Source organism: Streptomyces sp. NPDC107454, assembly GCF_055582885.1.
Genome location: NZ_JBVJPA010000014.1, coordinates 60,588 through 82,048, shown reverse-complemented (window position 1 = coordinate 82,048; position 21,461 = coordinate 60,588). Strand labels below are relative to the sequence as shown.

At 70.5% G+C, this 21,461-nt stretch carries 19 protein-coding genes; 7 read left to right on the top strand and 12 right to left on the bottom strand.

Going from position 1 to position 21,461, the window contains the following annotated elements:
• The first annotated feature begins 288 nt into the window (after positions 1–288).
• A complete protein-coding gene (locus ACZ69M_RS33285; protein WP_470055709.1) occupies positions 289–894 on the top strand; it encodes an alpha-L-rhamnosidase-related protein in 606 nt (201 codons plus the stop codon).
• A 30-nt stretch (positions 895–924) separates the two neighbouring features.
• Positions 925–1,080 (top strand): hypothetical protein, encoded by a 156-nt coding sequence (locus tag ACZ69M_RS33280; protein ID WP_470055707.1) that lies wholly within the window; start codon positions 925–927, stop codon positions 1,078–1,080.
• Positions 1,081–1,099: 19 nt separating this feature from the next.
• Here the strand turns inward: ACZ69M_RS33280 and ACZ69M_RS33275 are convergent, their stop codons facing one another.
• Entirely contained in the window at positions 1,100–1,708 is a 609-nt protein-coding gene (locus ACZ69M_RS33275; RefSeq protein ID WP_470055705.1) for a TetR/AcrR family transcriptional regulator, read from the bottom strand.
• A gap of 590 nt (positions 1,709–2,298) precedes the next feature.
• Here ACZ69M_RS33275 and ACZ69M_RS33270 point away from each other — a divergent pair.
• On the top strand, positions 2,299–2,982 hold the full coding sequence (locus tag ACZ69M_RS33270; RefSeq protein ID WP_470055703.1) for a VOC family protein: 684 nt from the start codon (positions 2,299–2,301) through the stop codon (positions 2,980–2,982).
• Positions 2,983–3,326: 344 nt separating this feature from the next.
• On the opposite strand, the gene ACZ69M_RS33265 is transcribed toward ACZ69M_RS33270, so the two are convergent.
• From ACZ69M_RS33265 to ACZ69M_RS33220, 10 genes are all read right to left on the bottom strand, one after another.
• Entirely contained in the window at positions 3,327–4,892 is a 1,566-nt protein-coding gene (locus tag ACZ69M_RS33265) for a GMC family oxidoreductase (RefSeq protein ID WP_470055701.1), read from the bottom strand.
• Between the two features lie 185 nt (positions 4,893–5,077).
• Positions 5,078–5,518, bottom strand: coding sequence for a nuclear transport factor 2 family protein (locus ACZ69M_RS33260; protein ID WP_470055699.1), 441 nt, complete (start codon positions 5,516–5,518; stop codon positions 5,078–5,080).
• On the bottom strand, positions 5,515–7,185 hold the full coding sequence (locus tag ACZ69M_RS33255; protein WP_470055698.1) for an FAD-binding protein: 1,671 nt from the start codon (positions 7,183–7,185) through the stop codon (positions 5,515–5,517). The genes ACZ69M_RS33260 and ACZ69M_RS33255 overlap by 4 nt, the downstream gene beginning before the upstream one ends.
• Before the next feature lie 99 nt (positions 7,186–7,284).
• On the bottom strand, positions 7,285–7,746 hold the full coding sequence (locus ACZ69M_RS33250; RefSeq protein WP_470055696.1) for a VOC family protein: 462 nt from the start codon (positions 7,744–7,746) through the stop codon (positions 7,285–7,287).
• Positions 7,747–7,805: 59 nt separating this feature from the next.
• A complete protein-coding gene (locus tag ACZ69M_RS33245; protein ID WP_470055694.1) occupies positions 7,806–9,131 on the bottom strand; it encodes an NtaA/DmoA family FMN-dependent monooxygenase in 1,326 nt (441 codons plus the stop codon).
• Between the two features lie 161 nt (positions 9,132–9,292).
• A complete protein-coding gene (locus ACZ69M_RS33240; RefSeq protein ID WP_470055692.1) occupies positions 9,293–10,432 on the bottom strand; it encodes an acyl-CoA dehydrogenase family protein in 1,140 nt (379 codons plus the stop codon).
• Positions 10,429–11,643, bottom strand: coding sequence for an acyl-CoA dehydrogenase family protein (locus tag ACZ69M_RS33235; RefSeq protein ID WP_470055690.1), 1,215 nt, complete (start codon positions 11,641–11,643; stop codon positions 10,429–10,431). The genes ACZ69M_RS33240 and ACZ69M_RS33235 overlap by 4 nt, the downstream gene beginning before the upstream one ends.
• Before the next feature lie 49 nt (positions 11,644–11,692).
• A complete protein-coding gene (locus ACZ69M_RS33230) occupies positions 11,693–12,508 on the bottom strand; it encodes an enoyl-CoA hydratase/isomerase family protein (protein ID WP_470055689.1) in 816 nt (271 codons plus the stop codon).
• 57 nt (positions 12,509–12,565) lie between these two features.
• Positions 12,566–14,971, bottom strand: coding sequence for a CaiB/BaiF CoA transferase family protein (locus ACZ69M_RS33225; RefSeq protein WP_470055687.1), 2,406 nt, complete (start codon positions 14,969–14,971; stop codon positions 12,566–12,568).
• Positions 14,972–15,129: 158 nt separating this feature from the next.
• The gene (locus ACZ69M_RS33220) at positions 15,130–16,137 is read right to left on the bottom strand and encodes a hypothetical protein (protein WP_470055686.1); all 1,008 of its coding nucleotides are present in this window, start codon (positions 16,135–16,137) and stop codon (positions 15,130–15,132) included.
• 635 nt (positions 16,138–16,772) lie between these two features.
• On the opposite strand from ACZ69M_RS33220, the gene ACZ69M_RS33215 reads away from it, so the two are divergent.
• The 4 genes from ACZ69M_RS33215 to ACZ69M_RS33200 all read left to right on the top strand — a co-directional run bounded on the left by ACZ69M_RS33215 (position 16,773) and on the right by ACZ69M_RS33200 (position 20,776).
• Complete coding sequence (locus ACZ69M_RS33215) at positions 16,773–17,255, top strand: Zn-ribbon domain-containing OB-fold protein (protein WP_470055684.1); 483 nt, start codon at positions 16,773–16,775, stop codon at positions 17,253–17,255.
• Positions 17,256–17,324: 69 nt separating this feature from the next.
• Entirely contained in the window at positions 17,325–18,518 is a 1,194-nt protein-coding gene (locus tag ACZ69M_RS33210; RefSeq protein WP_470055682.1) for a thiolase family protein, read from the top strand.
• Between the two features lie 72 nt (positions 18,519–18,590).
• Entirely contained in the window at positions 18,591–19,157 is a 567-nt protein-coding gene (locus tag ACZ69M_RS33205) for a cysteine hydrolase family protein (RefSeq protein ID WP_470055680.1), read from the top strand.
• Positions 19,158–19,258: 101 nt separating this feature from the next.
• Complete coding sequence (locus ACZ69M_RS33200) at positions 19,259–20,776, top strand: class I adenylate-forming enzyme family protein (protein WP_470055679.1); 1,518 nt, start codon at positions 19,259–19,261, stop codon at positions 20,774–20,776.
• A gap of 30 nt (positions 20,777–20,806) precedes the next feature.
• Here ACZ69M_RS33200 and ACZ69M_RS33195 read toward each other — a convergent pair whose 3' ends face one another.
• Positions 20,807–21,436 (bottom strand): GntR family transcriptional regulator, encoded by a 630-nt coding sequence (locus ACZ69M_RS33195; RefSeq protein ID WP_470056192.1) that lies wholly within the window; start codon positions 21,434–21,436, stop codon positions 20,807–20,809.
• Positions 21,437–21,461: the final 25 nt, after the last annotated feature.

Genomic DNA, 21,461 nt, shown 5'->3' with positions numbered 1-21,461 from the left:
GTCTCCCCCAACCTGCCACTTCCTCCTCGACGGGAGACTCATGCCGTCCGAAGCCCTCAGGTCCGCCGCCCACGCCTTCGACCCCGGCGCCCGGTGGATCGGCCGCGACAGCCCACGCCTCCGTCACCCCCCCCGGGAGCCGGCCACCGGCACCGCTGCTCCGGCGGGACTTCAGCCTCGCACACCGGCCCGAGCGCGCCACATTGCACATCGTCGGCCTGGGTTACCAGGTGACGGAGATCAACGGCCGCGCGGTGAGCGACGCGCTGCTGGTACCTGGAGGCACGCATGCCGGCCCGCATCGCCCGTGAGCTGGACCACCGCGGGGACGCCCCAGGGTTCGACGCGATGGCCGACCGTATCGCCGCCGCGTTCAACGCCGCCTACTTCGACGCCGCGGCGAACGTCTACCGGACCTCGACCCGGCAGGGCTACCGGCAGACCTCCAACCTGGTGCCCCTCGCCTTCGGGCTGGTCCCGGCCGGCCACGAGGAAGCGGTGCTGGCCAACCCGGTCGCCGACCTCACGGCGCGGAGCCACCGTCTCAACACCGGGGCAATCGGCACCAAGCTCCTGTTCCCCGTGCTCACGGAGCACGGACCGGGCGAACTCGCGTACAGGATCGCGTCCCAGGCCCAGCACCCGAGCTGGGGCCACTGGGTGGAGCAGGGCGCCACCGCGTCATGGGAGACCTGGAGCCGCCAGGGCCCCGAGCAGACCCTCGACCATCCGTTCCTGGGTACCGTCGAGGACTGGTTCTTCATGCACCTCGCCGGCATCCGGGCGGCGGCGCCCGGCTATGCCGAAGTCCGCGTCGCACCGGTCTTCCCCAAGCATCTGGACCACGCGTCCGCGAGCGTGGTCACCCCGCGGGGCCGGGTGTCGTCGAGCTGACTGCGGGTCGGCCACCAGCCGACCCTGACCGTGGACGTGCCCACCGGTGTTCCGACCGAGATCCACGTGCCGTTCCGCAGGGACGATGTGCAGGTCGTCGAGGGGCAGGCCACGGCGGCGGACGCACAGGTCGATCGCACCTCCTACCGGACCGCCTCGGCCCGGACGGTACTGCGCGTTCGCTGACGGCCGGCCGTCGGCGAGGTCACGGCCTACGCTGACCGCCCGACGGCGCCAGCATCCGCGTGAAGGTCTCGGCGATCGCGGCGATGTCCACGGTGGGGTCGTGCATCCACTGGATCTGCAGTCCGTCCAACACGGCCAGCAGTGCCCTGGCCAGGTGGGCGGACGGTTCGTCGGCCCGGAGCCCACCGGTGCGCTGCTGGTCCTCGAAGTCCCCTGTGACCTCGGCCGCGAGAACCCGGTATCGCTCCGCGAAGTAGTTGTGCGCGGGGCTCTCCGGATCGGTGGCCGCCGCCGAGAGCGTGACGTACAGCTTGGCCAGTCCCGGGTGATCGGTGGTGTGACGGGTACTCGCCACCATGCCCTGGATCATGCTGTGCCCCTCGGCCGCGGCACTGGCGAACGCCTTGCCCATCAGATCCCGACGCTCCAGAACAGCGAGCAACAGCTCGTCGCGCGTGGGGAAGTAGTACGTCAGCGCCGGCTGGGTCACCCCGACACGATCGGCGATGTCCTGCAGCGAGGCGCGCTCGCCGTACTCATCGACGGCCTCGTAGGCGGCCTGCAGGATCTGTTCCCTGCGCTCCGCGCTCTTGCGGTACGGGCCTCGCGGCTTTCGCTGATTCGTCACTCGTCAGACCGTACTTCACCTTGTCCGCCGACGAATCGGTGTGTCCCCCTCAGCCCAGGTCGTGCGGAAGCGGGGACGGTCCGGAAGCCGAATCCCGCAGCCCGCAGGCCGTCGAGGCTCATCCCGGTGGCCCGGTGCAGCACCATGTCCGCAGCCTCGGCATCCGCGAACGGGAAGGCCGCACCAGCAACGACCGCAGGACATCGATGTCGCCCGCGCCGATGTCCGTACGGGGACCGCCTTCCCGCTGAACTGCCGCCACCAAGTCGTCGAGTGGGGTCCCGCGTCACTATGGCGTGGGCCCGTCCCGGCAACAGAGCCGACCGGTCCGACACCCGCAACTCGCCCGAGTGCGAAAGGAGTCGGGTGATCATGTGCGAGGCCCGTCGGCTCCTCCCGGGCCGCCGCCAGCGCCGCCGTCGGCTCTCATCGGGGTGTGCGGGCGGGCGTGCGCCTGATTAGGCAGCGATGTGGGGCCTGTTCAACGAATTTCGCCCTCCTCGCCAACGCCTGGCCAGACCCTTGCCCCTTCAATATATGAAATATATTATGGCCAACTGACATCTGGAACCCGAATGCGGAGGAGTCACATGCCAATCGACGACGTCGCCCAGAGCCAGACGGAAGCAGACCGGACAGAACGCCCTCCGGGCGAGATCACCGGGATCAATCACCTCGTCCTGCTCACCGTCGACATGGAGAAGACCCTCGACTTCTACTGCGGGCTTCTCGGCATGCGAGTACGGGCCTCAGTGGCCATGGACCAGGCCGCGGCGGGGATCTGGCGGGACAGCGCGACCGTCGAGGAAGACATCGAGTGCAAGCGGCTGTACTTCCTCGAAATGCCCGACGGTGGCCTGCTCGCCTTCGCCGAGGTCGACAAGTTCGACGACAACGACGACTACTCCGCATTCGACATCTGGCCCGAGGAGCGCCCGGCCGAGGCCGGGAAGCGGGTGACGAGGAAGATGGATCACCTCGCCTTCAACGTGCGCTCGGTCGAGGACCTGAAGACGGTGCGCGAGAAGCTCATCGGCGCCGGCATCTCCTGTACGCCCGTCCAGGACCTGCGGACTTCGCCGTTCGTGTACTCGGTGTACGCGCACGACCCGAACGGCACCCCGATCGAGTTCGCGGCCTTCGGCTGGACGAATCCCGAGAAGTGGAACGATCTCGCGGGCTCCCCCTGGTACACGGACCCCAATCCCGGGCCGTCGTTCCGTGGGTTCGACGACACGGTGGTCGGTGACGGTCCGGTTCCTGGAGAACAGTAGGCGCGCCAGGAGACACAAGACACGGCACCGGGCGGCGGAGAAATCGCGGCGCCTCGTCTGCCCGTCGGCGGCAGGCGGGTCGCCACTCCGGGGGACGGCGCCGCGAGAGGACACCGACGCGAGCGGCGCTGCGATCGCCTGCGGATGTTCCGGCACGCCGCAGCTTCCGCCGCCGCACAGTGCGGCCGACCTGTCACCCCGATCGCGGTCCGCCACAGGTCCCGAGCCCGCCACGCGGCCCGGCTGCGCGCGAACCGTGCGCGAGCGGCCATGACCACCACACCCGCACACAGCCACCACGCCGCCCGTCGCTCCTCCGGTGGGCGGCGTGGTTCTTCGCTCTGTCAGCCAGTGGAAGTCGCTTGGCCGCGGATCAGGCCGGCAGCACGTTCGGCGAGCATGATCGTAACGAGGTTCGTGCCGGCTCGGGGGACGGTCGGGAACGAGGAGGCGTCGACCACTCGGAGGCCGTCGACACCGAGCACCCGGCACTCGCTGTCGAGCACCGTCGCAGGATCGGACGGCCTGCCCATCCGGCAGCTCGACGCGACGTGCGCGGTGTCCTGCACCAACGCGGCGGACCACGCATCGAACTCGGAGGCGCCCATCTTCATGTCCACCTCGTTCCCGGCGATGTCACGCACCGCCTTGACGCCGGCGAACGACGGCTGGGCGAGCAGTTCGCCGATGTGGTCGAACACCGTCCGCAGCCGCGTCCTGTCCCGGTTGTCGGAGAGCAGGTTGAGGTCCACGGTCGGCGCGGCGAACGGGTCGGTGCCGGTGATCGAGACACTGCCCCGCGAGAACACCTGGTTGAGCACACCGAGCATCGACGGCGGAAGCTGCCCAGCAGGCTCGTCCACGTTCACGGCGGTCACCGCCAGGTCACCCGTGCCGGCTTCCGCATGCCCCGAGCTGTAACGGAGCATCAGATTGCCGCGTTGGCCCACCTGTGAGGTCCGGACCGCCCGGTCCGTCTCGACGCTCATGATGATGCCGTGGTGGTCCTGCAGGCCCACGCCGACCGGCAGATCGACGACCGGGTCCACACCGGCGGCACGCAGCACCTCGGCCGGGCCGATGCCGGAGCGCTGGAGGATGGCGGGCGAGAAGGTGGCCCCCGCCGAGACGACCACGTTGCCGGCCCGCACGTCGCGCCACTCGCCGTCGATGCGCACCCGCACCCCGGTCACCCGGGTACCGGACAGCAGCACCTTGTCGACATGGGCGTCACCGATCACGGTGAGGTTCTCGCGCTCACGTGCCGGGTTGATGTATCCGTCGCCGGTGGTGACGCGCCGGTCGTCGATGATGTTCATCGCGAACGGGGAGATGCCGAGCGCCCCCGGAGCACTGTGATCGGGAGCGTAGGTGTGCCCGAAGGACATCGCCGCACCGTGGAAGGACTCGTCCATCGACCCCCAGCCTTCGGGCCTCAGCCGCATGACCGGGATCGGCCCGCCCACACCGTGGTACTTCTCGGCACCGAAGTCCAGGTCGTTCTCCAGCCTGTTGAAGTACGGCAGTACGTCCGCCGCCCCCCAACCCGTGCAGCCGAGGGCGACCCAGTCGTCGAACTCCTCCATCGGCGGGCGGATCGCGTAACAGGCGTTGATCACCGAACTTCCGCCCAGGCCACGGCCGCGGAGGTAGCGCAGCGGCTCCCGGTCCGGGCGGCTGCGGGCGGTGAGGTCCTGCCAGAAGTAGTCGGGGAGGATCGAGTAACCGGCCCAGGCGAAGAGCCCTGTCGCGGTGCGCAGTTCCCCCGGCAGATCACCGCCGGCGCCCCAGTCGTGGCCGGCCTCCAGCAACAGCACCCGCGTCGACGGGTCCTCCGACAGTCGCCCCGCGAGGGTCGCTCCCGCAGAACCGGCACCAACAACTACGTAGTCGTAACTGAACTCATTCATCAGGCACTCTCCCTCTCGTCGTCCACCGAGAAACAGGTGAGGTGACGGACCCGGTGACCGGGTTCCGGACGGTTACGGACGGGTCGGCTGTGGCCCGGCGCCCGTCCGGCCTGAGCCACAGCCGACCCGACGTCTTTTCTTCCACGTCCTGCGTGACGCGCCGGTATTCCAGCGCCGCAGCCCGGTCACGCGGGCTCTACGAACGACCCCTTGACCCGGAACACCCGGGAGAGGAAACGCCATTCGCCGTCGTCCTCGCGGACGATCTCGTCGTCGTACTGGGCGAAGGAGTTCTGGCGGCGGCCGTCCTGATGGACGCCGATCGCCTCCATGGTCGACCGGGCCGTGGCCCGATCCCCCGACACGCTGATGTTCGTGGCGTGGACCATCTGCACGAGGACCGTCATCGCCTCCACGGAGCCCTTGATCGCGTCGGTCACCGCGTCACGGCCTTCGGCGGAGTACACGGCCTCGTCCCCCTCCATCACCCGCCACACCATCTTCTCGGCCAGCAGCGAGCCGAGGTCGTCCCACTCGCGTGCGTTGGTGTAGTCGGTGTAGGCGTCCACAAGGTGCCTGATCGCGGCATGCTCCGCCAGGTGATCGGTGACGTTGCGGCTCGTCATGAAGTCTGCTCCCTGGATGCGTGAAGGCCGGCGGCGTAACCGAAGACCATGCTGTCGGCGATGCTGGCGCCCGGACCGAGGTAGTGGCGGCCCATGACCGTCGCCGTGTTGTTGCCGCTCGCGTAGAGACCCGGGATCGGCTGGTCGTCCTGGTTGAGGACCTGGCCGTTGCCGTCGGTCACCAGCCCGCCGCAGGTACCGATGTCCGCGGGGACGACCTGCACCGCGTAGAAGGGTCCGCGGTCCAGTGGGCCGATCGCCGGGTTGGGCTTGTAGCCGGGGTCGCCGTAGGCCCGGTCGAGTGCGGACTCGCCGCGGTGGTACTCCGGGTCGAGTCCCCTGCGGGCGTGCTCGTTGAACCGGGTCACCGTCGTCACGAGGCCCGCCGGGTCGATGTCGCACAGCCGGGCCAGCCCTTCGAGGGTGTCGGCGCGCTTGATCGCCCCGGACTCCAGCCACTCCGGCGGAATCCGGCCGGGCAGGCCCTTGTCCACCGCGTAACGCTTGCGGAACGCGTCGTCGAACACCTGCCAGCACGGGATGGCCCGGTGCACCGGGTCACGCTCGTACATCGCCTTTCCCACAGCCATCTTGGACGCGGTCTCGTTGACGAAGCGCTGCCCGCCCGCGTCGACGTAGATCGCCCCCGGACGCTGGCGGGCCATGTTGAGCGCCGACTCGGCCAGCAGCGGGTCGGCGCACATCGGGATCCACCAGGCCTCGTCCATGAGGTCGGTCTTCGCGCCGATCTCCATCGCGGCCAGCAGCGGCTCGCCCTCGTCCCCGGGATTGGCCATCGTCCACCGGCCGTCGTTGGGCTGGTCCCCGCTGTACTTGCGGCGCATCTCCACGTTGTGCGCGAACCCGCCCGCCGCGAGCAGCACCCCTCGCCGGGCCTCCACCGTGATCTCCCGGCCGTCCTTGACCGCCCGGACACCGACCACCCGGCCGTTCTCGGTGAGGAGCCCGCGCACCGCCGTACCCGTCCGGATCTCGACCCCTCTGCTCAGCGCGACGTGCAGCATGCGCCCGATCAGCGCGGTCCCGTTGGTGAGCATCCTCCGTCCGCTGAGCCGGGCGGCGATCGTACGGGTCGCCACCCTCGCCCCGATGCCGAAGCACCGCAGGCTGCGGTTGTAGGACGACAGGTAGCGCATCTCGTTGGTCTTCACGACCAGTTGGAGGGTCGCGGCCAGTCCGAGCTGGAGCTTCGGAAGCCAGTCTCCGAGCTTGCGGCCGTCGAACGGCTTGGGCTCGAAGGCACGGCCCGCGGCCCGTCCCCCCGGGTACTCCGGGTAGTAGTCGGAGTTGTTCATGCAGTGCTCGAACCGCAGACCGCGGCCCTCAAGGAAGGTGACCATCTTGCTGCCGAAGTCGAGGAACGCCCGGCGGCGCTCGATCGACGACGAGGGGCCGACGTCACCGACCACATGCTCGAAGTACGTCATTCCGTCGGAGACGGAGTCGGGGATCCCCGCCGCCGCCATCACGGGGTTCGCGGGGATCCAGACGATCCCGCCGGACATGGCCGTCGAGCCGCCGACGAGGTCCCGCTTCTCCAGCATCAGCACCCGGGCTCCGGCGTGGCGCGCGGCGAGGGCGCCCACGAACGCCCCGCCGCCGCTGCCTACGACTATGAAGTCGACCGAGTCATCCCAGTTCGTCATGCCTGGCCTCACCCCTAAGTGGGCTCTGAATACGCGGCCTCCCGCCGCCTGATGTCACGCACGCCCCCCGCCGCGAAGTCCGCGGCCGACCGGTCCGGCTCACGTCGGGAACCGGCCCTCCACGCCGCTGATCAGCTCGATCGTGTTGCCGTCGGGGTCCTTGCCGTACACCGCCTTGAGACCGTCGAAGTTCCCGCCGGTGACCGTGACCGGCTTGCAGAGGAACTCCACACCGAGGCCCCGCAGCCGCTCGTACTCGGTGCTCACGTCGTCGACCGAGAGCGCGATGTGGAAGCTGCCCACGTCGTTGGACGCGAGGGGACGAGCCCCCTTGCCCTCGGGTTCGACGTACTGCAAGAGCTCGATCCGGTGATCGCCCAGCGAGACGAACATCAGGAGCAGTCGGGCGTTCTCGACTCCGACGACCGTCCCCAGCCAGGTCTCGTCGACCGGCGCCGGCTCGGGGAAGCTCCTCGTGAAACCGAGGGCCTCGTAGAACGCGATGGACGCGTGGATGTCGGAGACAGTGATGCCCGTGTGGTGCATCGACACATTCGGCATGTGCTTCCTTCCGGTACTGCTCGCGGACCGGACCGGTCCGACGGGGTTCGACGGGGTCCTCAACGGACGGGTGCGGCCAGCCCGAGGTTGCCGCGCAGCGTGACCGCCTCGTACGCGGTACGGAACCTGCCGCGCCGCTGGAGTTCGGGCACGACCAGGTCGACGAAGAGTTCGAGGTCGTCGGGCAGCAGCGGATTCTGGATGACCAGTCCGTCGCACGCCTCGTCGTCCACCCAGGCCTCGATGAAGTCGGCGACATCGGCCGGGCTGCCGGTGACCTCGGGGTGACCGCGCCCGCTGGAGAGCGCTCCGAGCAGGCCGCGCACGGTCATCCCCGGGTCGTTCTCGCGGATGAGCCGGACCGCGTCGAGGAAACCGCTGTGGCGGGCGTCCCCCGGGGGGCTCAGGTCGGGGATCGGGTCGTCGAGGTCGTACGGGCCGAGGTCCACGTCGGTGAGGAAGCGGATCTCGCCGATCGCGGCCACCGGGTCGAGGCCGTCCAGCATCAACTGCCGCCTGGCCTGCGCCTCGCGCTCGGTCGCGGCCACGAACGGGCTCATCCCGGGCAGCACCCGCACGGTGTCGGGATCTCGGCCGGCGCGGTCCGCGCGGTCCTTGATGTCCTGGTAGAACGCCTTCGCCGCGGCCAGGTTCGGCTGCACCGTGAAGACGACGTCGGCGATCTCCGCGGCGAGACCGCGGCCGCTGTCGGACATGCCGGCCTGCACGATGACCGGGCGTCCCTGGGGAAGCCGTGGCATGTTCAGCGGGCCGTCGATCCGGTAGGTCCGCCCCTGCCTGCCAGGGATCCGGGAACCGTCCAGGCTGACGAAGCGCCCCTTCGCCCGGTCCCGGGGGAAGGACTTCTCGCGCCACGTGTCCCAGTAGGCGAAGACGCCGTCGACGACCTCCCGGGCATGGCCGTACAGCTCTTCCTTGGTCTGAGGCGGTGTGACGCCGACCCGCTGCTCCACCGCCAGCGGGGTGGTGACGACGTTCCAGCCCGCGCGACCGTGCGAGAGATGGTCGAGCGAGCCGAAGATCCGGGCGAGCTGGTAAGGGCTGTTGACCGTTGTGGAGCTGGTGGCCACCAGGCCCAGGTGCTCCGTGCAGGTCGACAGGGCCGCCAGCAGGGTCAACGGCTCCAGCACGCCGTAGGGCGTGTGCTCGAAGGCCTCCGGGGTGCGGTGGTCGGCGCCGATCGGGCCGAGCAGGTCCGCCAGGAACAGGAAGTCGAGCTTGCCGCGCTCGGCGGTCCTGGCCACGCGCTGGAAGAAGGCCACGTCCATATGGCCCGCGGGATCGCAGTCCGGGTGTCGCCACGCCGCCTGGTGCGCCCCTGGTGCGAGAGCGAGAGCTCCCAGGTGGATGCGAGAGGTGCCCATACGCCGGCCTTCCTGATGCCTTGGTCCCGGAGCGGCCCACGGCCGGATCGGCCGTATCCAGGGAGCGGGGAGATGCCGGTACTGCGGCTCATGGCATCGCCTCGCTGCTCCGGGACCTCTGCGGTACGACCGGGCAACCCAGTAGATGAAATACTATATATTTAATTCCAGCCAGTCAAGACTGTTTCTGTTTCAGCCGGGAGCAGGACGAGATCCGCCACCCTGCGGCGGTGCCACGCCGACGACCCGAACAGCGCGGCGTCGCTGGTGGCCCTTTTCAGCCACAGATGCGCGTCGTGCTCCCAGGTGAAGCCGATCCCGCCGTGCACCTGTACGGCATCGCCGCAGACACTCAACGCCGCGTCACCGACGTAGGCCTTCGCGGTGGCGACGGCGACGGCGGCCTCCTGTTGCGGGCCGTTCCAGGCATCCAGGGCCGCCCCCACCGCGGCTCGCGAGCATTCCACGGCGATGGCCATGTCGGCGCACTTGTGCTTGACCGCCTGGTAGGAGCCGATCGCACGGCCGAACTGATGCCGCTGGGCGGCATAGGCGGCCGTCTCCTCGGTGGTGCGCTCGACGAGCCCGAGCCCCGAGGCCGCGACGGCCAGCGCACCCGCGCGCTGCACCCGCTCGATGAGCGGGCCGGCCACGCCGGGACCGGCCAGCAGCCGGTCGGGTCCCACCTCGACCCCGGTCAGGACGACCCGGCCCAGCCGCCGGGTGCGGTCGACCGTCTCGATGTGCTCGATCCGCGCCTGGGCCGAGTCGATCGCCGCCAGCACCGGACCCTGCGGCCCGACGGCACCGACGATCACCGAGTCGCTGCCCACGGCGTCCACCACGTACCCGCTGACGCCGTCGAGCCGTGTCCCGCGCCCGACCGGAGTCGCGCGCACCTCCCACGTCCCGGTGGACGGCCGCCCGTCCGGGCCGCCGACGGCCACAGCTACGGTGCGCTCCCCCGCCGCGATCCCCGGCAGCAGTTCCGCGGCCACCGCGTGGTTGTCGGTCCCGGTCAGCGCGGTCGCCGCCAGGACACCGGAGGAGAGGATGGGGAGCGGCACGACGCCCCTGCCCAGCTCGTGCAGGACCACGGCCATGTCGGCGAACTCGGCGCCGGCGCCGCCGTGTTCCTCGGGGACGAGCAGCCCGGCCAGCCCGATTTCGGCGACCGTGCGCCACAGCTCCGGGTCGTGGCCCTCCGGCCGGTCCAGTGCCGTCCGCACCTGCTGCGGGGCGGCGCGGTCGTTCAGCAGGTCCCGCACCATCGCGCGCAGGTCGTCCCGTTCACTGCTCATCGTGCCTCCCCGGCTGCCCGGGGCTCGCGGGGCAGGCCCAGGTGACGTTCTCCGATGATGTTGCGCTGGATCTCGTTGGTGCCGCCCGCGATCGTCCAGGACCAGGAGCCGACGAAGTCGGTGAGCCAGTCGCCGCTCTCCCAGCCCGCGGACATCAGCAGCGGTTGCGACACCTGGGCCGGCAGGCCCTGGAGTTCGACGGCCGTGCGCATGAGGCGCTGCAGCAGTTCGCTGTAGCAGACCTTGGCGATCGAGGCCTCGGCGCCGCCGCCTCCGTGGCCCTCCATCGATTCGATCATGCGGGCGCACAGGCCGCGCAGGATCTGTACCTCACCGTAGAGCCCGCCGAGCCGTTCCCGCACGGCCGGGTTCTCCAGCACCGGGCCGCCGTCCTCGCCGCGCCAGCCGGCGGCGGCGTCCAGAAGCGCCCGGATCCCGTTGAGGTGCAGTCGCTCCACCAGCTCCAGGAGTGTGACGCCCCGCTCGGAGGCCAGGGTGCTCTGCGAGACGTGCCACCCCTGGTTCTCCGGGCCGAGCAGGTTGGCCACCGGCACCTCGACGTCGGTGAGGAACAGCTCGCAGAACTCCGCCGCGCCCGTGGCCTGCTTGATCGGCCGTACCTCCACGCCCGGCAACCGCATGTCCATCAGCAGGAAGCTGATGCCGTGGCGCTTGGGGGCGGTCGGATCGGTGCGCGCCAGGAGGATGCACCAGTCGGCGTGCATGGCCCAACTGGTCCACACTTTCTGACCGTTCACGACATACACGTCGCCTCGGCGCTCGGCCCTGGTGGCCAGGCCCGCCAGGTCCGAGCCGGCCCCGGGCTCGGAGAAGCCCTGGCACCAGACGTCACCGGAACGGATGCCCGGGATGAAGCGCCGCTTCTGCTCCTCGGTGCCGTGGTGCAGGATCGCGGGCGCAGCGTTGTAGACCGCCACCTGGTACAGCGCGAGCCGGGGCGCGTCCGCGTGGGCCAGCTCCTGGGCGATCACCACCTGTTCCGGCAACGGGCGGTCGGCGCCGCCCAGTTCCGCGGGCCAGTGCGAGGCGAAGTAGCCGCCCGACTCCAGGGTCGCCCGCCACTCGCGCTGCAGGACGACCACGTCCTCGGGCGACGCGCCCGCCTCCTTGTCCCGCCAGTCCCGCGGCACGTTCTCCTCGCACCAGCGCCGGACCTCGGCGCGGAAGGTGTCGAGGTCCCTGTCTGTCATCGTGAACCTCCCGGACGCCGCCATGGCGTCACCGCCGTACCCGGCCCGCTCACCCGCGACCGCTCCCCGGGCCGCCGCGCCTGCGCGCTTTCTCCCGCAACGCCTCGACGACCGCCCGGTGCTCCGGGGCGTCGAAGGAGCGGTACTCCTCGGCCAGCGCGTACTCCAGCACGTCGGCGAACGCCCGCCGTACATGCAGGTTCAGCGCCTGCTTGGTGCTCCGTACCGCCTGCGGGGGCTGGGCGGCGAGCCGCTCTGCGAGTCGCAGGGCGGCGTCGAGCAGCTCGTCGTCGGGCAGGACGCGGTTGGCCAGGCCGATCGCCACCGCCTGTTCCGCGGGGATCCGGTCCCCCGTCAGCAGGTACTCCTTGGCGCGCAGCATGCCCACCAGGTACGGCCAGAAGAGCGTGCCGCCGTCCGCGGCGGTGAGCCCGAGCCCGACATGCGGATCGGCGAGGAACGCGCTCTCCGCCATCAGGACAATGTCGCTGCCCACGGCCAGGGAGCACCCGAGACCGACGGCCGGCCCGTTCACGGCGGCCACGACGGGGAGGGGGAAGTCGACGATCTCGGCCAGCAATCGGCGTGCCCCGTCGATCTCGTGCTGCCGCGCGTCGGTGTCGTCCCACCACCGCGCGACCTCCTCCAGGTCGCCGCCCGCGCTGAACGCCCGGCCCGCCCCGGTGAGCACGACGGCCCGGGCCTCGGTGTCGTCCGCCAGATGGGCCCACACCCCCTCCAGGGCGCGGTGCAGCTGGGGCACCATCGCGTTGAGCGCCTTGGGCCGGTTCAGCGTGACCACCCGCACCGGGCCGAGTTCCTCGATCAACAGCTCTGGTGCGAAAGGGTTCTGCGGTCTTTCCACGGAAACTCCTGTCCTACGACACCCTGTCCGCGCGGGACACAGCTGCACCCGAAGCGCTCACTGCCATTTCACGACGCCGCCGCGGCCGAGTTCCTCGATGCGCTCCTCGTCGTAGCCGAGTTCGCGCAGAACCTCCCGGGTGTGCGACCCGAGCGGCGTGTAGGCGTTGCCCTCCACGCAGGGTGTCTCGCTGAACTCCAGGACCGGGGCGTGCCTGAAGTAGGCGGTCCCCTCCGTTCCGGCGCCCGTCTGCGCCGGCACCATGAACCCGATCTCGGTGGTGTGCGGGTCCTCGTGGAGGAAGCGCTTGTGGCCGGGGCCGTCGGCGCGCACGCAGGCGATGCCGCGGCCGGTGAGGTACTGCTCCCAGTCAGCGGCGGTCCGCGTCTTGAACACGCCTTCGAGCACCTCGCCGAGCTCGGCCCGGTGCTCGTACCGGCGCGCGCTGCTGCTGAACCGCTCGTCGCCGGGCAGGTCGCTGCGGCCGAGTGCCTCGCACAGGGCGGCGAACTCCGCGTCCCACAACGCCGCGAGGAATACCCATCCTTCGCCGGTCTCGTAGAGCCGGTAGGTCGCCTCCAAGCCCAGCTGCTGCCCGTCGGGGTTACGGCGGGGCGGCTTGCCCGCGTAGTCCATGGCGTCTTCGGAGTTGCAGTAGACGACCGAGCCCATCATGGTCGTGTCGACGCGCTGCCCCTTGCCGGTGCGGAACTTCCCGGCCAGGCCCAGCATGATCCCCGTCGCCACGCCGCTGCCCGAGATCGGGTCCGGCGACTGGTCGCCGATGGGGCTGTTGCCCTCGCCTGACTGGAAGACCGAGTTGCCGGAGAAGGCGCCGATGGTGGGGTTGAAGGCCGCGCGCTGGGAGTCCGGTCCGGTGGGGCCGTACGCGCTCGCGTGCACGTACACCAGGTCGGGCTTGATCTTGCGCAGGCTGCCGTAGTCGATACCCAGCCGCTCCGGGACCCCCGGGCGGAAGTTGTGCATGACGACGTCGGACTGCTCGACCAGCTTGGTGAGGATCTCCCGGCCGGCCTCCGACTTGAGGTCGACGCAGACGCTTTCCTTGCCCTGGTTGCAGCGGATCATGCCCTCGTTCGTCTTGAGCAGGCGGTACGGGTCGCCCGACCGCGGCTCCACCTTGATCACCCGGGCGCCGAGGTCGGCGAGCAGCGCGGTGGACCACGGAGCGGCCAGCCAGGAGGCCAGTTCCAGCACCACGATCCCGTCCAGCGGGGACTTCGGGTCTCCGCCGGTCGGCGCCAGGCGGGTGGGCACGTGGGGAGTTCCGAGGATCTCGGCGGTGTGCTCTCCCGGAACAGGTGCGGGCCGCTCGATGACCGCGGGCGTCTCCCGCAGCAGCGCGATCGGCCCGAGCTGGGCGAGGGGGCCGACGCGCGGGTCCTCGACCTCGACCAGCAGGCCGGAGTGGCGGAACTGCTCGTGGTGGATCGCTTCCTGCGTGGTCTGCATGATCTCGCCGGCCACGTCGGGGTTGCGCCGGTAGATCTCCCGCCACTCCGCGGACGTCTTCTCCTTCATCCGTGCCATGATCATCAAGTTGAGGTCGATGCGGTACTGGTCGTCCTCGTAGGAGGTCGGCGCTCCCGCGTAGCGGGGATCGTCGAAGATCCACCCGAAGCCGATCGTCTCGATCCACTTCCGGAAGAGATCCTGCTGGATGTGTGAGTGCATGATCCAGTGCCCGTCCTTGCACTCGGTGCACAGCTGGGACGGGATCGCCCGGTACGGGTCGGTCTCCTTGCGGTCCAGCACCAGCTCACCGCGGAGCACGGCGTCGGGGGACACCTCGCTCGCGTACCGGTCGGACGGCAGCGTCTCGCCCTCCAGACGGCGCCAGGGGTTGTTCGGCGCCGTCACACCCGCGAGCAGGCTCGTGCTGACCCGCTGGCCGCGACCGGTCATCCCGACGACGCGCAGCGCGGCCAGGATGCCCTGCAACGCGAACATCGCGGTGTGGTACGAAGTGTCGTTGATCGCGCGGAAGTTGGGCCTGCCGGGCACCCAGCCGACCTGGTCGCGCATCCGGCCCGACTTGGCGTTGACGATGCCGTCGTAGGCACCGTACTGGCGGTACGGCCCCCGCTCGCCGAACGCCGACACCGACAGGTAGACCAGCGCGGGGTTCGCCCGGCGGGCGTCCTCGTAGCCGATGCCGAGCTCGTCGGCCCGGCCGGGGCCGAGGCCCTCGATGACCACGTCGGCGCCCGCGAGCAGGTTCGTGATGTGCTCGCTCGCCTCCGGCGCGGTGAGGTCGAGGTCGATGCTCTTCTTGCCGCGGTTCCACACGAGGTAGGCCGGGTGCTCCCACCACGGGTCACCGCCGGCGGGCTCGATACGGACGACCTCGGCCCCGTAGTCCGCCAGGATCATCGTGGCCAGTGGACCGGCCATGCCCTGGGTGAGGTCGAGTACCCGCACTCCGTCGAGGATCTGTGTCATCCCTTTTTCTTCCCTGTCAGCGATGCGGCAGCTGGTCGAGGATGGCCCGCGTAGGGGGCCGGCGTCCGGGACCCGCCCGTACGTGGACGGCCCCGGGCCCCCGGCGTCCGGCCGCGCCGGACGCCGGGGAACGCCGGTCGGATTCCGCCCGCAGTCGGTCACGACTGCGACGACGGGCGTCCGGGCTCGAACTCGATGTGCCGCAGGGTCTTCAGCGTGCTCTCGTACTCCGGCGCGGTGGCCAGCCCCTCGTCGACGACCATCGGCACACCGGCGGCCGTACGCACGTATTCGAGCAGCTGCACACCGTCCGGGCCGGGGACGAAGGCCGGGACCTCCACGCCGGCCTCGATCAGCAAGATGTCGTCCCGGGTCACCTCCCGGTCACCGGCCTTCATCGTCCCCTCCATCACCAGCACCCAGCGGGCGTCCCGGTGCCGGTGCGGGGGCACGACCTGCCCGGCCGCGTAGCCGGTGTCCAGCATGACGCCGCGCAACGGGTCGTCCGCGTCACCGACGTTCCACACCGCGCCGCCGCCGGACAGCTCCCCGGACTCGAGCCCCTTGACGGTGTCGTTGGGCAGCACCGCCTTGCCCGCGTTCTGCTCCGAGCCCGGCGGCCGGGGGGAGAAGGGCGAGCCCGTCCTGACGTAGTCACCGCACGACGCATCGAACATGTCGGGTGCCATCGCGAAGATGATGGACTCCCGGGTCGCGAGGGTCGGGTGATCGCGGAACTCCTCCCCGTACCCTCCGCCGGCCCGGGCCCTGGAGAAGACCTCCAGCAACTGGCAGCCGGACGGCCCCATCACCAGCGGACCGTACTCGACGTTCTCCGGCGAGATCACGACGTCGCCGCGCTTCATCCACCGGTCACCGAGCATGACATCGCCGTCGAGCACGATGACGGCGATGGCCTCGTCGTGCCAGTGCTGCGGCCAGTACTGGTTGGCCGGCATGCGGATGTCGGGCACGATCGCCTGGAACTCGGCGTCCTTGGCGCCGATGACCCACTGGTCGCTCCAGACCTGTCCACCGGGTGCCTCGGTGAGCACCTCGCCGTTCGGTCCTCGGCGTCCGCCGGGCTGCACCCGCCGGAACACCACTTCGCGCGGTCCGGCGGCCTCGCCGGAGCCACCCGGCCCGGCCTGCTCAGCTGTCGTCATGCTCGCACCTGCTCCCTGTCTGTTTCAGGTATCCGTGCACGGTCGGACCGCCGGCCGGACGAGGACGGCGCGCCGCCACACTGCCCCGTCCCCCGGATGCAGGTGGTCTCGTCGGTCGCCGGGGCGCGGAAGAGTCCCTTCGTCCGCCCGGAATTCATCCGCGGAAGTGATCTGCCGGCGGCCCGTCCCGGCCGCCGCACCGAAGGGCACGCCGGAGCACCCCAGGTGCTGAGTGAAGATATTTTATATACTAGATTCTGCGCGGCCGGACCGTCAACCATGGTGCGTCGCTTCCTCCGCCCCGACCGCTGACGGCGCCCATGGCCCGTGCCCCGCTTCTGACCAGGAGCGATGCGACATCTCCGGATCCGGGCGGGGCCTGGCCTGCGCTGACCGGAAGCTCCGGGCGGGGCCCCGGACACGACCTTGACGCACCCGGCTCGCCGTGTTGAGATCCGTTACCAGCCGCTCTGCGCCAGTCCCGGAGCACGCGACACCGGCATTCACGCGACATGCATGCCGGCCTCAGACACCCCGTCCGGTCACCTCGCCGAGTTCCGCCGCGCAGCGCGCGGCCAAGCCGTGTCATCGGAATCGGCAAAGCACCGACGGACGACCAGGGAGTTGATCAGGACGTGACAGATGGCGGAGCCCACCCCGGTCCGACGACAGCAATCGCCGCCCCCGAAGCGGAGGATCCGGCCCCGTCACGTCAGGTCCGGCCCCTGCCGCTGCTGGACGACCTCAACCGCTCCTACTGGTGCGGCGGGGCCGACGGGCGGCTGCACATTCATAGGTGCGGGACGTGCGCCCACTACATCCATCCGCCCGCGCCTGTCTGCAGGAGTTGCTACGGCCGCGACGTTGGCGCCGAGCCGGTCTCCGGCCGCGGCACCGTCTACGCGTTCACCGTCAACCACCAGGCGTGGCTGCCGGACTTCCCGCCTCCGTACGTCGTCGCCCTGGTGGAGCTGGAGGAGCAGGAGGGTCTGCGCGTCTTCACGAACATCGTCGGCTGCGACGTCGCCTCGGTGCACGTCGGGATGCCGGTCGCCGTGGAGTTCGTCGAGCAGGCCGATGTCCATGTACCGGTCTTCCGCCCGCTTGCCGGGTCATGAGGGAGAGGCGATGAACGAACAAGCAGTACTGCCGCGCAGTGCGGCACCCGCCGTCCGCGGGAGCGGGTCGTGACGGGCGGGCGGTTCGCCCGCTCCGTGGTGATCTCGGGCTTCGCCCGCTCGGACGTGGGGCGGCGGCTGAACCGCGAGTCGCTCGATCTGACGATCGACGCATGTCTCGACGCGGTCGCCGACGCCGGGCTCACCCCCGGCGACATCGACGGCCTGGTCACCTGGCCGGGCGAACTCACCGGGGCGATGACCGGGTTCGGCAATCCGGGTGCCAACGCGGTGCAGGATGCGCTGTCGCTGAACCTGGAGTGGTACGCGACCGGCGCGAGCGAGGGCTTCAACGTGCTCGGGTCCTTCATCGACGGCTGCATGGCGGTGGCCACCGGCCTCGCCCGCCATGTCCTGGTCTACCGGACGGTGACGGAGGCGACGTACCAAGGCAGACGGCGGCGAGCCGCCAGCGTCGGCGGCGAGGCGCAACGGTCGGGCGGCTGGACCCAGTGGCTCGCGCCCCACGGCGCCGCGTCGGCGGCCAACTGGGCCGCGCTGCAGGCGCAACGGCACTTCCACGTCTATGGGACGACCGAGCAGCAGCTGGGCGCGATCGCGGTGCAGATGCGTCGGCACGCGGCGCTCAATCCCGACGCGATCTACCGCGACCCGATGTCGCTCGACGACTACCTGGCGGCGCGCGTGATCTCCTCGCCGCTGCGGCTGTTCGACTGCGACGTCCCCGCGGACGGCGCGCACGCCTTCGTGCTTTCGCACGTGGACTACGCGGCGGACGCCCCGCACCCGGTGCAGGTCGACGCCGTCGCGGCGAGCCGGCACGGCACCGGATCATGGGTCTTCCGCGACGACATGACGACGATGGCCGCCCACGACACGGCCGCCCGGCTGTGGCACGAGACCGACCTGCGCCCGCAGAACGTCGACCTGGTCCAGCTCTACGACGGGTTCTCCATCTTCCCCCTGCTCTGGCTGGAGGCGCTGGGCTTCTGCAAACCGGGTGAGTCCGGGGCCTTCGTGGAGGGCGGGCAGCGCATCGCGGTCGACGGCGACCTGCCGATGAACACCGCGGGCGGGCAGCTGTCCGAGGGCAGGTATCTCGGCTGGGGTCTGCTCTATGAGGCCTGCGTCCAGCTGCGGCGCGAGGCGGGCGACCGCCAGGTCGCGGACGCGAACGTCGCGTTGGTCGCGGGCGGCGGCGGCAACGTCGCCCAGTCGCTGCTGTTGACCCGCCATAGCTGAACCCGGGGGCGCCACACCGGCCGCACCCGAGAAGTCGCCGTACTGGCCGCAACCGAGAAGGAGAGCACCCCCGTGGTCACCCCGCACCCTCCGCAACCGCTGGTGCCCGCCAGGACGGCCGTCCTGGCGCTGGATTTCACGGACATGATCGTGGAGCACTACGCGACCGACGGCCACGCCGCGGTCGGCAACGCGGCCACGGTCATCGAGGCCGCCCGAACCGCAGCCGCGAAGATCGTCCACGTTCTGCCGGGCGGCTACACCTCCCTGGACGCGACCTGGCCCGCCGGGAAACCGCATCCCACCGTCGCACCTCAGGACGGTGATCTCGTGCTGGCCAAGGCCCGGATCGGTGCGTTCTCCACGACGGGCCTCGACGTCCATCTGCGCGCCGAGGGCCGGGACACGCTGGTGCTGACCGGCATCGCGACCAGCGGAGTCGTCCTGTCGACCGCGCGTGCGGGCTACGACCTCGGCTACCGGGTGGTCGTCGTGGACGACGCGTGCTCCGACCCGGACCGCTCCGTGCACGAGGCGCTCGTCCGGCCGGTCCACCCCGACAGCTGGCTCGGTCTGTGGCGGATCGCGGAGATCACGACGACGGCGGAGATCGCCGAGAAGCTCCGCTCGGAGGTGTGAGGCACGGGTCCCGCCGTCCATCGACGGCGACGGCCCATTGCCCCTACCCGCCAATTATATATAATGCACATGATCGGTTTCGTGAGTGAGGGAACGGCAGCGTGTCACATCCGACGATTCCGGAACACCTACGGCGAGTAGCCGAGAGCAACCCCGCCTCCCCGGCCCTGACCGATCCGGTCGGCGAAGTCGGCCACGGCGAGCTGGCAGCGCAGATCGACTCGACCGCCCGGGCCTTCCGTGCGCTCGACCTGGCCCCCGGGGCACGTGTCGGCCTGGCGTTGGAGCCGTCGATCCCTTACGTCACCGCAGTGCTCGGCGCGATGGCCGCGGGCCTGACCCCGGTGCTGATGAACACCCGCCTGGCCCCTCCGGAGACCGCCGCCTTCCTGCGCCCGCTCGGCGCGGACCTGATCGTGCACGACACCGCGCATGCCGGGTGGGCCGCGGATGTGCGGCTGGACCGGCTGTTGACGGACGCGACCGCGGAGCCGGCTTCGCTGCGAGCCCGTATGGCGCCGCTCGACGGGAGCGGACTCACCGGCCCCCTTCCCCCGGTGGGCGCCGGCGCGCCCGCGCTGATCCTGCCGACCGGCGGCACCACGGGCGGGCCCAAGGGGGTGTGGTTCGACCACGCCGCGCTCTGGCGCGGTGTTGCTGCGGCCGCGGCGAATCTGCCGCGGCTGCCCGGGGACCGTGACCTCTACTTCGCGCCGTTCTTCCACATCATGTTCCCGGCGCAGCTCCTGTACTCGCTCTTCACCGGCGGGCACACGGAGATCCTGCCGGCCTTCGACGCGGGCCGGGCGCTCGACGCCATCGCGCGCGGCGCGACCCGGCTTGGCGGCGCGCCGACGCTGATGGCCCGGCTGCGGAGGCATCCGGACTTCGAGAAGGCGCCGCGCGAGCGGATCACGCAGATCCTCTACGGATCCGCCCCGTCTTCGACCGAGTTCGTGGCAACACTGGTCGCCGACTACCCGAACGCGCGCATCCACTCCCTGTACGGAGCCACCGAGTACGGCGGGCCGGTCACGTCCATCCGTCACGAGGATCTGTTCGCCGGCCGGCTGCGGGGCGTCGGGCGATGCTGGCCGGGGCAGCAGGTCCGCGTGGTCGACGACCTGGGCAACCCCTGCCCGCCCGGTACAACCGGCTACTTCAGCGTCCGCTCCCTGGGGCAGGCCAACGGCTACTGGGGCCTGCCCGAGGCAACGGAAGCGGCCTTCCGGCCCGAGGGAGTGCGGGTCGGAGACATGGGGCGGACCGACGGCGAGGGCTGGTTCCACCTGGACGGGCGGGACAGCGAGATGATCGTCACCGGTGGTGAGAACGTCTTCCCTAACGAGGTCGAGCAGGTCCTCCACCAGCACGCGTCGGTTCGTGACGCTCTGGTGTTCGGGGTGCCCGACGAGGACTGGGGCGCTCGCGTCGAGGCACTGGTCGTCCCCGAGCCCGGAGCCGTCCTCGCCCCCGAGGAGCTGCTGAGCTTCGCGAGGACCATGATCGCGAGGTACAAGCTGCCCAAGCGCATCCAGGCGATCGACGCGCTGCCCCTCACCGCCAACAACAAGCCCGACCGGGCTGCGGCGATCCGTCTGGCGTCGCAGCCCGGATGAGCAGGTGCCGGGCCGCAGCGGCCGGAACGCTCAGTCGGCCGCGCGCTGCCGCTCGTCGACGTACTGTGCCAGTTGCTCACCAGAGCGCCGCATGTGCTCCTGCATGAGCTGGCGGGCATGCTCGCTGTCCTGGCGCGCGACGGCGTCGATCAGCTGCTGATGGTCGTGGATGGTGGTGGCGCTCCACCCCTCGATCGAGGTGTAGAAGTGGGGAGGCACCCAGCGGGAGACCAGCTGGATCACATCCGCGAGTTTGGACGAGTCGGCGGCGAGGTTGATCTCGCGGTGAAAGCGGTGGTTGAGCAGCTCGAGCTCGGCGGCGTCGTGCCGCTCGGCCGCCTGGTGCAGTTGCTCCTGGATGGACTGCAGTCGCTCCACCAGCGACTCCGAGCCCTTGATCGTGGCACGGGCCGCCAGCTCGCCCGCAGCCATCGAGTTGATGAAGAACAGGTCGCGTATGTCGTCGCCGGTCACCTTGGTGACTCGGAATCCGCGGCGCGGCGCAAGCTCCAGGAAGCCTTCCGATCGCAACGACTGCAACGCCTCACGAGCGGGCGTCGTGGAGATCTGCAGCTCCTGCGCGATCGTCTCGGGGCGCACCGCGTCGCCCGCGACCAGCACCCCGGACGTAATCCTTTCACGCACATATGCAGCGGCCACGTCGGCCAATTGCGGCCTGTCCCCT